Origin of the sequence: Oleidesulfovibrio alaskensis DSM 16109 (assembly GCF_000482745.1) — a bacterium.
GTDB classification, from domain to species: Bacteria; Desulfobacterota; Desulfovibrionia; order Desulfovibrionales; family Desulfovibrionaceae; genus Oleidesulfovibrio; species Oleidesulfovibrio alaskensis.
Genome location: NZ_AXWQ01000005.1, coordinates 42,644 through 56,951, shown reverse-complemented (window position 1 = coordinate 56,951; position 14,308 = coordinate 42,644). Strand labels below are relative to the sequence as shown.

Here is a 14,308-nt window from a genome sequence, read left to right as displayed (position 1 = left end):
CTGCGGTGTCAATTTGAAAGAGTTGGCATTTTGTTCTGGCATGTCTTATCTTTTTGCTTTGACGAATACAGGGTTTTCCGACGGAGCTTTCAACGTGTTGCGTACTTTATATTATATAGCGGGGGGACTGGCTGCGGTGCTGTTCCTCTGCATTGCCGGTCTCAGTGTTTTGGTGGACAGCGAAGCGCTGGGCAGATCTCTGGAAGATATGGTTTCGCGTGAGCTGGGCGTTGTCTGCCGCATTAACGGTGCGGTTGATGTGGGTGTCTTTCCGCGTCCGGGGATATCGGTACACGATGTGGTGCTGGAGCAGCCTCAGGGCTTTTCCGGTGATGCCCCGTTGCTCACCGCGGCAACCGTACGTCTGGATTTTTCTCTTTCGCGCATAGGCGAAGGCGTCATAGAGCTGGGGCAGGCCGCCATAGACCGTCCTGTCATCCGGCTGGTGCGTCAGGCAGACGGACGTTCAAACTGGCAGGTCATCTCCGCCTTCATGGGCGCGGGCAGGCAGCGGCAGGTTTCTTCAGGTGTCTGGGGCTCCATACCTCTGCGGCTCGAAAATGCCCGGTATGACGGGGTGTACATTGCACAGGGCCAGTTGTTTTTTACAGACGGGCTGCGCGGTGTATCGCTGGCTGCCGCAAACCTTGACGCAGCTTTCGACGGAGGTGACCGGCGGTTTTTTACTCTGGAGGCGGATGTAGAGCTCACGGAGGCTGCAGCCGTGCAGCATATTGCCCTTAAGGGAGAACTGGGGCTCGATTCCGGAGGTTCCCCAGCGGGGTTTGTTTCTGATGTTGCTGCCAGAGGGGTTGTCACCATCATGGGCAGGCGGCTTGATACTGCGCTGGATGCCGCTGTGAGCTACGACAATGCCAGCGGCGAGTTTGCGGTTTCTGTAACCAGAGCGGCACTGGATGCCGCCGTGGTAAGCGGCGACATATCCGTTGCCGGTGCACTGTCCGGAACGCCCGTGGTGTCCGGCCGAGCCGATGTGGAGCATCTGAGCCTGCCGTTCTGGTTCGAGTTCGGGCAGCAGTTGCCGGACAGTCTGCAGCATGCGCTTGATGACCTGAAAGGCTCACTGCTGTTCAGCCTCGACCGTGAGGGGCTGGAAGTTTCCGACCTGCGGGCCGAGGTGCTGGGCATGGTCCTGCGCGGCAAAGGGGCCGTCTCCGACTTTTCCGCTCCGGTCATTTATATAGATGTGGCAGCCGAACATCTGGATGTGAATGCTGTTTTTCCCGAGCTTGCGCCGGTCCCGCCCGCCACGCTGCCGGTGGCGGATGTCAGTCTGCCGCCGGTGCTGGTCTTCGGACCTGATGATGCCGGCGGGGTATCTGTGGGCTACGATATCCGTATTGCCGCGGAAAGCTTCAGCGTGTGGAATTTCAGCGGGCAGGGACTTTCTTTCCGCTGCTGGCCGTCTGAAAAAGGCACCTACACCTCTTACACCGTGAACTCTTTCTACAATGGCAGAGTGCATGCCGTGCTTGATATCCGGGATGATTTCGGGTTGAAGCTGGATGTGAACGGCGTGGATATCGCCACACCGGCCAGACTGCTGGCGGGTTTTCCTGCCGCAGGGGGAGTGCTTGCGGCCAAAGCGGATGTGACGGCGGACGCCTCGACCATTCAGGGGCTTCTGGCCGATCTGTCCGGCAGGCTGGATGTGTCGCTTGCCAGTGGCTTTTTTGCCGTACGCACCCGGCGTGAGGCCGATGGCCGTTTTGCAATGGAACCTTCCGCCTTCCGGTCGGTTGATTTTACCTTGAATATGCAAGGTGAAAGCGCGGACCCTGATGCACAGAGGGGGCTTATGCCTTATGCATGGCGGCTGAAAGGTACCAGAGTTGCAAGTGCCGGCGTTTCGTCCGCTTTCGAGCTTGACGGCCCCGTGCTGCTGGAACCGGATACATTGCTTCCGCGCCAGATTGCCGGAGCCCGCGTATCTGTCCGGCAAAAAGACACGGTCCGTCTGCCCCGCGGTGACAGCCCCCTTGAAATGTTTGTGTCCGGCACGCTTGGCGCTGATTTTGAAACCGGTACCCTGACATTCCGCAAGGGACGCGCGGAAGTGTGGGGTGAGAAACTGTTTTTTGACGTTGCATGTGACGATATCTATAGCAGCAGCCCGTGGACCGGGGTGTTTTCTGCAGATGGACTTTCGCCTTCACGCCTTGTTGCCGCACTGTGGGGGCCGGATGCCTATCGTCCTTCGGATCCGCGGGTGTTCAGCAGAGCCGCGGTTGGCGGCAGTTTCGTGTATCGCCCCGAACAGCTCGAGTTGCGTTTGGACAAAGGGGTGCTCGACCGGACAGTGTTTTCCGGTGCGCTGGCAGTGTCTGCTGGCAGAGACGTTTTCAAAGTGGATGTGCGGGCGGACAGCTTTGATCTGGACAGATATCTGCCGGATAAAGGCGGAGAGGAAAAGGATGAGCCGCTGGATTTTTCATTCCTGCGCGATGTGACGCTGCAGGGCAGTGTCGCACTGGACCACCTTGTATACCGGAATATGACGTACTCCGATGTGCAGGCAGGGCTGAGCGCCGGAGGCGGCAGGGTAGCCATGGAGCCTCTGCGGGCCACACTGTACGACGGCACGGTTAGCGGAATGTTCCGCGGGGATATAAAAGATAACGGTGCGCTGCAGTCCAAGATTGCGTTTTCGTTCGAAAAAGTAGACTTCGGAAAACTGACTACCCGTTTTGCCGGTGATTCTTTTGTTACCGGAGTGGCGGATATTTCCTTTGATGCCGAAGGGATGATTGACTCTTCCGCTGATATTCCGGCGTCTCTCGACGGAAAATGGGGATTTGTTGTCCGCGACGGGGCATACCGGCTGCGCCGGCAGGAAGACGGGGGAGCTGCCCCTGCGCAGTATTCCTTTTCTCGGGCATCTGCTACCGGCCTGCTGGACGACGGAGTGCTCCGCAATGATGACTTCTCACTTTCCGGCCAGCTGATTTCCATGACAGGTAAAGGAGAGGTCAACCTCCCCCGTGAGAGGATTAACTATACCGCAGTGGTGTCATTTGTCGGAATTCCAAGCTTTCCCGTAAAGTTAACCGGCTCCATGTATGACCCCAATGTGCGCGTGAAGCATCTTGAAATTCTGCCGCGGACCATCGGTAACATTGGCGGAGGTGTTTTCAACATCATACGCGGGGTTATTTCCGTACCGCTGAAAGCCGCAGATAAACTACTGGAAAAAGCTGCACCTGACCGGTGATGCATTCAGGTGTGCAAAATGTGTTTGCACCCCCAGGTTAGTTGTGCATATATTTGTGCAGGATATTGCGCATATGTTTTGTGCATCTGTGCGGAGAGCCATTTTTAATTTTTAATAACAGTATATTATGATGTGCGGTGTTTTGGCACGTGTTTTTCATGTGCTGTGCTTCGACACGTATTGCAGGAAGGCATAATGGAAGTAGCTGATTATAAACGTGAACGAAGCACGCTCATCATCGCTGTTCTTACTTTGGTAACGGTGGGACTGAGTCTTATTGTTTCCACCGGGCAGGTGCTTTCGCAGCAGGAAGAGGCAGGAACCCAGCACCTCATTCTTGCGTCGCGCTCTGTGCTTCAGGCTGTGGACAGTTCGTTACGGCGCAATATGACGACAGATGCGCAGGGCGGGGCAACATTCGGCGCAGGAGCAGCAGAATTTTTCCGTGAACTGGAACAGAGCGGAGAAGTGCTGTTTGTCGGGCTTATCGACAAGCACGGCGGGCGCGTGCTCACATCGCGCAGCAGCGGAGAGTCCGGAACCATCCTTTTTCCTCCTGATGCGTTGCGCACTCTGGCACAGACCGGCGAGTGGCATGGCAGAGTCGGCTTCGGGCTGGCCAGCGCTTATGTATACGGCAAAAGGATTATTCCCGGTAACACCGGCAGCATGAGTATTGCGCGGGCGGAAACCGGCGAGCCTCTACCCGCGTTTCTCGTGGTGGGGCTGGATATGGCCAAGCATCAAGCCATCTACCGGAAATTCCGGCAGAATGCTCTTTTTCAGGCTGCCTATATTCTGGGAGCCGCTGTACTGATATGGGCTTTGGCCATGGGGCTTATCAAACGCAGAGAAATGGCAGGCAAAGCACGTCAGCTCGAGCGTTTTCAGGTAAAGCTGCTGGATAATCTGCCCGACGGGCTTGTCACCATTGGTGAAAACGGCACCATTCTGGCGGCTAATCCGGCGGCAAACGGCATATTGCAGGCGCGCGGAGAGGGACTGGCAGGCAAACTGCTGGATGATCTGCCCGACGATATTCTGCGCTGCCTTGCGGCTCCGGAAACGGAAACGGCAGGGTGGCGTCAGGACAGTGTCCGCGGAGCGCATCTTGAAATTCTGAGTGTACGGATGCCCGGCAGCAGCGAAACAGACGATGCTTCGCGCCTTGTGATTATCCGTGACAGAACCCAGATACGTACATTGGAAAAAAGCCTGAGCGATGCTGAAAAACTGGCTGCAGTGGGAACGCTGGCTGCCGGTGTGGCACATGAAATACGCAACCCGCTGAGCGCGCTGCGCGGGTTTGCCCAGTATTTTGCCAAAAAATTCAAGGACAGACATCCGGAAGAAGTTTACGCGCAGACCATGGTGCGCGAGGCTGACCGTCTGAACAGGGTCATCACCGATCTTCTGTATCTTGCGCGTCCGCGACGCGTTACCCCGCGGCTTGTCCGGCTGCGTGCACTTGTTTCCGAGGTGGAAGATCTGGTCCGCTTTGATCTGGACGAACGCAAGGTCAATATGGTTGTCAGTCTGGGGCCTGAAGAGGTCTGGGCAGATGAGGATACCCTGAAGCAGGCGGTACTCAATCTGGTACTGAACAGCCTGGACGCGCTGAAGGAAACTGACGGTGGTGCCCGACAGGTGGATGTGGCATCGGGGCTGGCAAAAGACGGTGTCTGGCTTTTTGTGCGCGACACGGCCAACGGAATGACTAAAGAACAGGCTGAACAGGCGTTTGAGCCTTTTTACACCACCAAGAAAAAAGGAACAGGGCTCGGGCTTGCCCTTGTGCACAAGACCATGCGCGACCATGGCGGCAAGGCGATAATCGATACTGCTCCGGGTCACGGAACCACTGTGGGGTTGTTTTTTCCCGACCATGACGATGACGTTGCTGACGATACCAATGAAGCTGACGCTGAGAGGGATTCATGATCAAGCGATTGCTGGTTATTGACGACGAGCCCGGCCACCGCCTGATGGTCCGTGCGGTTATGGAAGACAACGGATGGCAGGTTTTTGAAGCCGCAAGCGGAGAAGACGGGCTATCTTTTCTCGGAACCGATTCTGTGCATGTGGTTCTGCTGGATATGCGCATGCCGGGTATGGACGGCAAAGAGACGCTGGCCCGTATTCTGGATATCAATCCGCAATTGCCGGTGGTGATGCTTACAGCATACGGCACTGTCGGGTCTGCTGTTGAAGCCATGAAAAAAGGAGCTTTTGACTACCTGAGCAAGCCCGCAGACAATGACGAGCTGGCAGCAGTGCTCGAAAAGGCATGGGAGTATTCGTTGCTGCTGGCAGAAAATCAGAATCTGCGCCAGAAGCTGGGGCAGGGAGACCCTGTTCAGAAAATTGTGGGTTCAAGCCCCGCCATGCTGCGGGTGCTGGATTTTATCAGACAGGCCGGTCCCAGCGAGGCTACTGTGCTTGTTATGGGTGAATCCGGAACAGGCAAGGAACTGATTGCCGAAGCTCTGCACGATGCAAGCCTGCGCCGCGAAAAAACACTGGTGAAAGTCAACTGCGCAGCGTTGCCGGGCAACCTGCTGGAAAGCGAATTGTTCGGCTATGTCAAAGGCGCTTTTACCGGTGCCGTAAAGGATAAGCCCGGCCGTTTTCAGCTGGCACGCGGTGGCACTCTCTTTCTGGATGAAATAGGTGAAATGCCCGTTGAACTGCAGGCAAAACTGCTGCGTGCGCTGCAGGAACGGGTTATCGAACCGCTGGGTTCCGTCCGGCCCGTTGATGTGGATGTGCGCATTGTGGCAGCCACAAACCGCGACCTGCGTAAAGCTATCGAACAGGGGGATTTCCGCGAAGACCTGTTTTTCCGCCTGAACGTGCTTGAGGTGGTTTCCCCGCCGCTGCGTGAACGCATTGATGATATTCCGCTGCTTGTAAGCCGGCTTGTAGATAAACTGAGCCGCAAAAACCGCAAGGAAGTACGCAGCGTCAGTCCGGAGTTTCTGGATGCACTTATGGCGTACCACTGGCCGGGTAATGTGCGTGAACTGGAAAACGTGCTTGAACGTGCTCTTATTCTGAGCAGGTCTGATATTCTGGGGCCCGAGTCGTTGCCCGCCCAGTTGCTGCAGGTCGAAGAACGCAGAGACCCCTTACCGCAGCGCATGGTTTCCACAGCTCTTGTGCCGTCTTTTGACGATGCCGAGCGCGAAACATTGCTCAAGGCGCTGGAAGCGCATAACGGACATCGCGAAAAAACAGCCGATGCGCTAGGTATAAGCCGCAGGACACTGCAATATAAGCTTAAGAAGTTCGGTCTGACACGGCGCAGCTGATTCAGATTCCGTCATGGGCTGCCCGGCGGCCCATGGCTTGTCCGGATGTGTATTTTTTTGACACGGGGCTTGGTGCGCCATGATTGCTGTCCGTGCCTCTGCCGTGCGATAGTTTTTTAGCAAAACGGTTATCTTTTTTATGAGCTGTATCGATTACCCGCGTCTGCGCAATAAATTCGGCAATGAAGATACGGTCAGGAAAATTCTGACCATATTTATGAGTGACTTCGACGAGCGTCTGCTTCGTATGAGTACCATGTATTCCCGGGACAGCCGTACCGAATTGTACCGCTCTGCCCATGCACTGAAGGGAGTTGCCGGAACCATTTATGCCACAGGGTTGCAGCATTGCGCAGCCAGTCTTGAACAGGCTGCCATGACGCAGGGCGCTGCAGAAAGCCTGCTGCAGAAAGCCTGGGAAAATCTTGAAACGGAGGCATGTTGCCTGCGGCATGAAGTCAGTCTGTTCCTGAGCTGACGGGTGTACCTCTTGTCAGGTTCTGCTGCTGCTCTTATCTGAGTATAGGTATGGCACACTCTACAGGCCATAAGGGAGGTTCCCATGGGCAGTGAACGACGCGATACAGATAAAGATTTTTCTCTTATAACCGCAGGTTGCAGCGGGTGCAGGGCCTGTGTTGAGCTTGCACCGGATCATGTGGCATGGGTGGAGGGAGACGAGCGTCCCATGCTGCTTTCCGATGTGGCACCTGACGCTGTGGTGGCAGAACTGATCGCCTTTTGCCCTGAAGACTGCTTTGAATATGATGAATGATTTCAGGCGGGAAAGACAATTGAAAAAGGGACCGGAATTCCGGTCCCTTTTTTCTCGGCAGGAGGGGTTAGAGCCATGTGCCTTTGCTGTAGCGCACTATCTCTGTTATCCGACGCATTTTAACCATGTCGAATTTTCCACCGAGAGCCTCTGAGGGAGTTTTGCCGCGGGCTTCAAATACGAGCTCGTGATAGCGGATGATTCCCACGTATTTTCCGGATGAAGCCGAGCGTTTGACCTTTGTGGTCATGTTGTCGGTGTTAACCAGCAGGTATCTGGCCACATATTCACCATTTTCCTGCACCAGTTCCTTGGCATCGGGAGAAGGTTTTATGTTGGCGCAGATTGCCTGCATTTTACTGCTGGCAAAGGCGGCCAGTTTAGCGGCTACTGCCGGATTTTCCGGCGGCAGATTTACCGCAGATGAAGGGTCCTGACCTGCAAAAGCGGTGGCGGCAAGCAAGGTGATACTTAGTGTAAGGGCCATGAACAGTTTCATGTTGCTGTCGTCTCCGGCAAACGTGTTGATGCAAAACAGCCCGGCGGGATTCCGCCGGGCTGTTTTTATTAGCGATTACAAGCCTTACTTGAAGGTGATTTCAACCCTTCTGTTCAGCTTTCTTCCTTCGGCGGTATTGTTGTCGAACTTGGGTTCGCTTTCGCCGAATCCTACGGCCTTGATGCGATTGGCGTCAACTCCCTCTTTGGCAAGAAATGCCTTAACCGATTCAGCTCGGCGCTGAGAGAGCTTCTGGTTGTACGCTTCGGGGCCGGTGCTGTCGGTGTGACCTGCAAGAGTAACCTGCTTGCCGGCATGTTCTTCGATCAGCGTTGCGGCTTCGGTCAGCACATCTTCGGCCTCATTGCTGATTTCTGCAGAGTCAAAAGCAAACTGGACACTGCGCAGAACGATGACTTCTTCAGTTTCGGGGGTGACAACCGGAGCGGGGGCAGGTGCCTTTTTCACTTCACGGGTGTCGTAGAAGACGTCTTTGACAAAGCCGTTCAGTGCTTGCTCATCAGCCAGCAGGGTTGCTGCATCGGCAGTTACGGAGCAGCCTTTCAGCGCGGCAATACGGTCAAGCACGGCTTTGCCTGCTTCAGTTTCGGCAACGGAAACCACATGCAGGCAGAGACCGGGAGCGCTTTCGTACAGTGCCTGTGCCTGAGCAACGGGGTCGCTGCCGAAGTTGGATTCGCCGTCGCTGACTATGATGACAGCGGCATTGCGGGCCATATTGTCCGCTGCGGGGCGCAGCATGTTAAGACCGTCCCCCATGGGGGTACGGCGGGCAAAGATCTCCTTGTCGGCCTTCAGGCTCATGATGCCCTGCTCAAAGCCGCTTTTGGAGTAGGGACCGTAAGGTACCACTTCTTCGTAAGGAGCAAACATATGCATGCTTGCGTTGTATTTCAGCGCAGGTATTGCATTGTTGATCTTGCTGAGCACGTCTTTGGCCACTTCGATTTTCGGTTTATCCAGCTTCTGATGAGTCATCATCATAGAGCCGGAATCATCGACAAAAAAGTCGAAGCTGGCAATTTTGGGGATGTACTCCATGTCCGCTGCATGGGAAAATGCCGGAGCCATGATCAGCATGGCCAGCAGGAACATGAAGACAGGTTTGAGTGTTAGTTTCATAACTATACCTCCAGATGGAATAATGAAAAAATTAGTTACGGCCGATACTGATGGTGAAAAACATAGCGCGAATACTTTATTGTGACAACACTAAAAGAAAAAAGAGGCAGCACTTTTTGTGCTGCCTCCTGTTCACGCATTTTCAAGCGGAGCGCTCAGTGCGGCTTCAAGAGCTTCGTCCAGTGTAGGGTGCGCATAGATTATGTCGTGAATATTTTCACGGCGCCATCGCTGCTGTACCATGACTGTGGCCAAACCAACCAGATGCGAGACTCCGTGCCCCGTGGCAGCGATTCCCCGCAGTTCGGGAGTGCCGTTGCCGGCAGCCCAGACAGCTTTTACGAACCCCTGAGTGGCCCCGCAGGACTGCGCTATGGCGTTAGAAGCCAGCGGAGCGCGTGAGACCGACACGGAGATGCCCTGTGCCGTCAGTTCCTTGGCGGTGGCACCGGTGCGCATAACCTCCATGTGCCCGTAGACACACGAAGGCATGACAGGAGCCGGGTATTCCGCGGCGGTCAGACCACGCAGCCGTGAAACAACGTACCGTGCCTGATGTTCCGCTGCATGGGCCAGCAGGGTGCGCCCGTTCACGTCGCCGACGGCGTATATATTTTCTGCTGCCTGCAGAAAATTATCAGTACTTATCCAGCCTCTGCCGTCTGTCATTATGCCTGCTTTTTCAGGGTGCAGAGCGGCAGTGGCGGGGCTTCTTCCGGCTGCCATCAGAGCTTTATCCGCACGGATGGCTGTGCCGTCCTCAAAAGTGAGCAACGCGCCTTCCTCGTCAGTGACCAGCGAACGTACACGGCGACCGGTATGTACGGTCCATCCTTCGCGCTTCAGCGCTTTGGTAAGAGCGTCTGCTATATCGCCGTCTTCTGCCGGCACAAGGTGCGGCAGTGCTTCGACAATGGTTATCTGTGTGCCGAACCGCGCGAAAAGGTCGCCCATTTCAAGGCCAATGGCTCCGCCGCCTACAATAATAAGACTTTGCGGCGGTGTTTCGAGCTGCAGTATGTGCGAAGAATGCAGCACGCAGTTTCCGTCCGGAATCAGACCGGGAAAAGAGGCCGGTTCAGAGCCGGCTGCAAGAATGAGGTTTTCAAATTCAAGCAGAGAGGAACCGTCTTCTTTTTCCACGACCACAGTGCGGGGTCCGGCAAAGCTTGCCGCGCCGGTAATGAAGTTTACTCCGGCCTGCGTCAGCTGCTTCACCAGATTCTGGCGTGTTCCCTTGATAAAACGGTCTTTACGTTGATGCAGCGCCGCCAGCGACAGGTGTACATCGCCACCGGCGGCCTTGTATTTTTTCTGAATCTGCAGCAGCGGGACGGCGGCTGTTCCTCCGAGGAGAAACTTTGTGGGGATGCATCCCCAGTTAAGGCATGTTCCTCCGGCGTCAGCTTTTTCCACCAGTGCCGTGCGCATACCCGCCGCTGCCGCGTCAAGGGCCGCCCGGCTTCCGCCGGGACCGGCCCCTATAATGACCAGATCATATTGTTCATGCGTCATCTGTCAGCACCATGCTGCGCGCGGCCAGTGTTTCATCAAGCCGGCGGACGGGCGTGGTGAGCGGAGCCTGATGCAGAGCTTCGGGATTCTGCTCACCTTCTTTCAGTATGGCTGCAAGATCATCCACAAACGTATCAAGCGTTTCCTTGCTTTCAGTCTCTGTGGGTTCAAACATCAGGCATTCTTTGACAATCAGCGGGAAGTAAATCGTCGGAGCATGATAGCCTTTATCCAGCAGACCTTTGGCTATATCCAGCGCACGCACACCGCATTCAGCCTTGTCACAGGCGGAAGCCACGAATTCATGCATGCATATGCGGTTATAGGGTATGGTTATATACTGTTCCAGCTTTTTGCGCAGGTAGTTGGCGTTCAGCACAGCCAGTTCGGCGGCTTTGGGTATTCCTTCTCTGCCCAGACGCATGATGTAGGCCAGCGCTTTGATGTACACACCGAAGTTACCGTAAAAGGGAGCCATGTACCCTATGGATTTGGGGTAATCGTAGTTGAGGAACAGGCGTCCGTCGCGAAGTCTGTCAACGCGGGAAACCGGCAGATAGGGTTCCAGCCGCTCGCTGACGCCAACGGGACCGCTGCCGGGGCCGCCGCCACCGTGCGGGGTGCCGAATGTTTTGTGCAGGTTCAGGTGCACGACATCAAATCCGACATCGCCTACGCGCATTTTACCCATGATCGCGTTCAGGTTGGCGCCGTCATAATACAGCAGAGCATCAACCGAGCGCAGTTTTTCCACAATTCTTGGCAGGTGTTTTTCGAACAGTCCAAGCGTGTTGGGGCAGGTCATCATCACGGCGGCCACGTCGTTGTCCAGCACGGCCTCCAGAGCTTCCGGATCGACTATGCCGTCTTTTGATTCCACGTTGACCACTTCGTAGCCGCCCAGCGCAGCGGAAGCAGGGTTGGTGCCGTGGGCCGAATCAGGGCAGATGATCTTTGTTTTTTTGTTCCCCTTATCACGGTGATAGGCCGCGATAAGCATTACGCCGGTCAGTTCACCATGAGCACCGGCCATGGGATGCAGGGTGAATGCATGCATCCCGTTGATTTCGCACAGCAGGCGCTCTGTTTCGTACATGACTTCAAGAGCTCCCTGCGTGTACAGGCCTGCACTTTTAATCTGTGCCATCAGAGGATGCAGTTCGGTAAAGCCGGGCAAAGCGGCCAGCGGTTCGGTGAATTTCGGGTTGTACTTCATGGTGCACGACCCGAGAGGATAGAAATTGCTGTCCACGCTGTAATTAAGACGGCTGAGGCGGGTGAAGTGGCGTACCACATCAAGTTCGCTCAGCTCAGGCAGAGCGGGACGTCGGGTACGCAGCAGGTTCTTCGGGATGAAGTCGGCTGCGTGCTCTTCTGCTTCGGGGGGAACGCAGGCCATGCGGCCCGGTACAGACTGTGAAAATACGGTCTTCATTAGAGCATGCCTCCCACCAGTTCAGCCATTATGCCGATCTGTTCAAATGAATGCTTTTCAGTGCATGCCACAAGCAGCACGTCATCCATGCCGGCGTAGTATCCGCCCAGCGGGAAACCGGGAACGACACCATGGTTTACCAGCCGGTCCACAACATCATAGGCGCTGACCGGCAGCCGCAAAGCGAATTCGTTGCAGAACGGGGCATCGTGCAGCAGTGAAACGCCCGGCAGAGCCGTGAGTCTGTCTGCGGCATAATGAGCGCGCTCCATGCTCAGCTCTGCGGTGCGGACCAGGCCCTCAGGGCCTGTCAGGCACATGTGGATGATAGCTCTCAGCGCGCACAGCGCCTGATTGGAGCATATGTTCGAAGTGGCCTTGGCCCTGCGGATATGCTGTTCACGTGCCTGCAGCGTCAGCACATATCCGGTTTTGCCGTCCACATCTTTTGTTCGTCCGGCTATTCTGCCCGGAATCTGCCGCGCCAGTTTTTTGGTGCAGGTCATTATGCCCAGATAGGGGCCGCCGAAGCTCAGGGGCATCCCCAGCGACTGTCCGTCTGCAACGGCGATATCCGCGCCCATCTCACCGGGGGTTTTGAGCACAGACTGCATGACCGGATAAACGGAAATCACTCCCAGAGCGTTGCAGGAACGGGCGTGGGTGAACAGTTCGGTAAAATCATCCACCGCCCCGAAGAAGTTGGGGTTCTGTACCACCACAGCAGCGCATTTATCGTCTACGGCATCCATCAGCGCCTGTTTGTCCGACCGGCCTTCGTTGTGCGCAACGGTCACCAGTTCCATATTCAGGTTGGACGTGTACGAGGCAAGCATGGTGCGGTAGATGGGGCTCAGGGCTTCATCAATGACAAGCTTGCTGCGTCTGGTTGCCCTGGCGGCCATCATCATGGCCTCGAAAATGGCCGAACCGCCGTCATATACCGAGGCGTTAGCCACTTCCATTTCCATCAGGCGGCAGACGGCGGTCTGGTATTCAAAAATGGCCTGCAGGGTTCCCTGTGATGCTTCGGGCTGGTAGGGGGTGTACGCCGTATAAAACTCACCCCGCGAAACAAGGTTGTCCACAGCTTTGGGAATGTGATGATCGTAGAACCCAGCTCCCAGATAGCTGACAAGATCTATACGGTTTTTTGCGGCCATGCGCTGGATGCGGGCGCAGACTTCCATCTCGCTCATTCCTTCCGGAATATCAAAGCTGCGCGGCTGCATTTCGGGCGGTATTTCAGCAAACAGGTCATCAATGCTTTTCACCCCGATGACATCCAGCATCTGGCGGATTTCTTCGGGAGTGTGCGGAGTGTAGGGCATGAAAGTTCTCCTTGCGGCCTAGTGCGCTTCGCTTTCGATGAGGGCTGCGTATTCTTCTGCGGAAAGCAGACTGTCAGCCACGGCAGACACTTTGACCTTCAGCATCCAGCCTTTGTCGTAGGGCGATTCGTTTACGGCTTCGGGAGCATCTTCAAGGTGCAGGTTCACCTCTGTCACTTCGCCGGAGACAGGTGCGTACAGTTCACTTGCGGCTTTGACGGACTCGACGGACCCCATTTCTTCGCCTGCTGTCAGGGTATCGCCTGCGGCGGGCAGTTCAATGAAAGTAAGATCGCCCAGCTGTTCCTGAGCAAACTCGGTTATGCCGATAACTGCCTCATCGCCTTCAAGGCGGACCCATTCATGACTTTTCGAGAACTTCAGTTCTGCGGGAATATTCATGATTCTTCTCCTGAAAAAGTTGGTGTGGTTGGTTCGCTTTTTACATCCACAACGCGTGCGGGGCAAGGCAAATAAAATGAAAACGGCCATGGCGCTTATGCGCATGGCCGGAAAGAGCAGAAGATAAAACGGCGGGCAGCCGGTCAGGCCACAGCCTGATCCAGTTCAATGCCGAGTGACGTTATTTCGTCCAGCAGCAGCTGGCGTCTGATGGGTTTGACAATGTAGCTTGTGGCTTCTCCCAGAAAAAAAGCGTCGTGCAGTTCCTTGGAGTCATCCAGGCCGGATATCATGATCACTTTAACAGCGTTTTCTGCAGAAACACCCATTTCTTTTTCAATTTCGCGGATTTCACGCAAAGCCTGCTGGCCGTCGATGTTGGGCATCAGGATATCAAGCGTGATGAGGCTGTAGGGTTCACCGTCTTTGAGGGCCGTTCTGAAAGCCTCAACGCCTTCCTCTCCGTCTGTTGCCACGTCCACATACCCGAAAGGGTGCAGAATTTTCTGGACAAGGCGCCTGCTATCAAAATCGTCATCGACGATAAGAAACTTCATAGGTACTCTCCCTGTAGGCCGGAACTTTTGTCTGTCGGCGCAGCCGCTAGTGGCAGCTGCGGGGTGCGCCTGTTCCGCAACGTGTCTTTTTGAAAATGCCGCTCCGGC

General features: G+C 55.5%; 12 protein-coding genes. 5 read left to right on the top strand and 7 right to left on the bottom strand.

All coding sequences use genetic code 11. The features are described 5' to 3' along the window. Nucleotides 1–94: 94 nt before the first annotated feature. From H586_RS0103120 to H586_RS0103100, 5 genes are all read left to right on the top strand, one after another. Entirely contained in the window at nucleotides 95–3,232 is a 3,138-nt protein-coding gene (locus H586_RS0103120; RefSeq protein ID WP_162147943.1) for an AsmA family protein, read from the top strand. A gap of 195 nt (nucleotides 3,233–3,427) precedes the next feature. Next, nucleotides 3,428–5,173 (top strand): two-component system sensor histidine kinase NtrB, encoded by a 1,746-nt coding sequence (locus H586_RS0103115; RefSeq protein WP_011367627.1) that lies wholly within the window; start codon nucleotides 3,428–3,430, stop codon nucleotides 5,171–5,173. After that, on the top strand, nucleotides 5,170–6,543 hold the full coding sequence (locus H586_RS0103110; protein ID WP_011367628.1) for a sigma-54-dependent transcriptional regulator: 1,374 nt from the start codon (nucleotides 5,170–5,172) through the stop codon (nucleotides 6,541–6,543). The genes H586_RS0103115 and H586_RS0103110 overlap by 4 nt, the downstream gene beginning before the upstream one ends. A gap of 139 nt (nucleotides 6,544–6,682) precedes the next feature. Further along, the gene (locus tag H586_RS0103105; RefSeq protein ID WP_027181342.1) at nucleotides 6,683–7,021 is read left to right on the top strand and encodes an Hpt domain-containing protein; all 339 of its coding nucleotides are present in this window, start codon (nucleotides 6,683–6,685) and stop codon (nucleotides 7,019–7,021) included. 84 nt (nucleotides 7,022–7,105) lie between these two features. Further along, entirely contained in the window at nucleotides 7,106–7,318 is a 213-nt protein-coding gene (locus tag H586_RS0103100) for a hypothetical protein (RefSeq protein WP_027181341.1), read from the top strand. Nucleotides 7,319–7,385: 67 nt separating this feature from the next. Here the strand turns inward: H586_RS0103100 and H586_RS19860 are convergent, their stop codons facing one another. The 7 genes from H586_RS19860 to H586_RS0103060 form a co-directional block, all read right to left on the bottom strand. Then, nucleotides 7,386–7,817: a hypothetical protein gene (locus H586_RS19860; RefSeq protein WP_011367631.1), complete on the bottom strand. Its 432-nt coding sequence runs from the start codon at nucleotides 7,815–7,817 to the stop codon at nucleotides 7,386–7,388. Between the two features lie 84 nt (nucleotides 7,818–7,901). Further along, nucleotides 7,902–8,960 (bottom strand): OmpA family protein, encoded by a 1,059-nt coding sequence (locus tag H586_RS0103090; RefSeq protein WP_027181340.1) that lies wholly within the window; start codon nucleotides 8,958–8,960, stop codon nucleotides 7,902–7,904. Nucleotides 8,961–9,092: 132 nt separating this feature from the next. Beyond that, nucleotides 9,093–10,475, bottom strand: coding sequence for a dihydrolipoyl dehydrogenase family protein (locus H586_RS0103085; RefSeq protein WP_011367633.1), 1,383 nt, complete (start codon nucleotides 10,473–10,475; stop codon nucleotides 9,093–9,095). After that, on the bottom strand, nucleotides 10,465–11,910 hold the full coding sequence (gcvPB, locus tag H586_RS0103080) for an aminomethyl-transferring glycine dehydrogenase subunit GcvPB (RefSeq protein ID WP_011367634.1): 1,446 nt from the start codon (nucleotides 11,908–11,910) through the stop codon (nucleotides 10,465–10,467). Before gcvPB ends, H586_RS0103085 begins: the two co-directional genes overlap by 11 nt. Next, entirely contained in the window at nucleotides 11,910–13,241 is a 1,332-nt protein-coding gene (gene gcvPA / locus H586_RS0103075) for an aminomethyl-transferring glycine dehydrogenase subunit GcvPA (RefSeq protein ID WP_011367635.1), read from the bottom strand. The genes gcvPB and gcvPA overlap by 1 nt, the downstream gene beginning before the upstream one ends. 18 nt (nucleotides 13,242–13,259) lie before the next feature. Then, nucleotides 13,260–13,643, bottom strand: coding sequence for a glycine cleavage system protein GcvH (gcvH, locus tag H586_RS0103070; RefSeq protein ID WP_027181339.1), 384 nt, complete (start codon nucleotides 13,641–13,643; stop codon nucleotides 13,260–13,262). 143 nt (nucleotides 13,644–13,786) lie between these two features. Beyond that, complete coding sequence (locus tag H586_RS0103060) at nucleotides 13,787–14,200, bottom strand: response regulator (protein ID WP_011367637.1); 414 nt, start codon at nucleotides 14,198–14,200, stop codon at nucleotides 13,787–13,789. Between the last annotated feature and the right edge of the window lie 108 nt (nucleotides 14,201–14,308).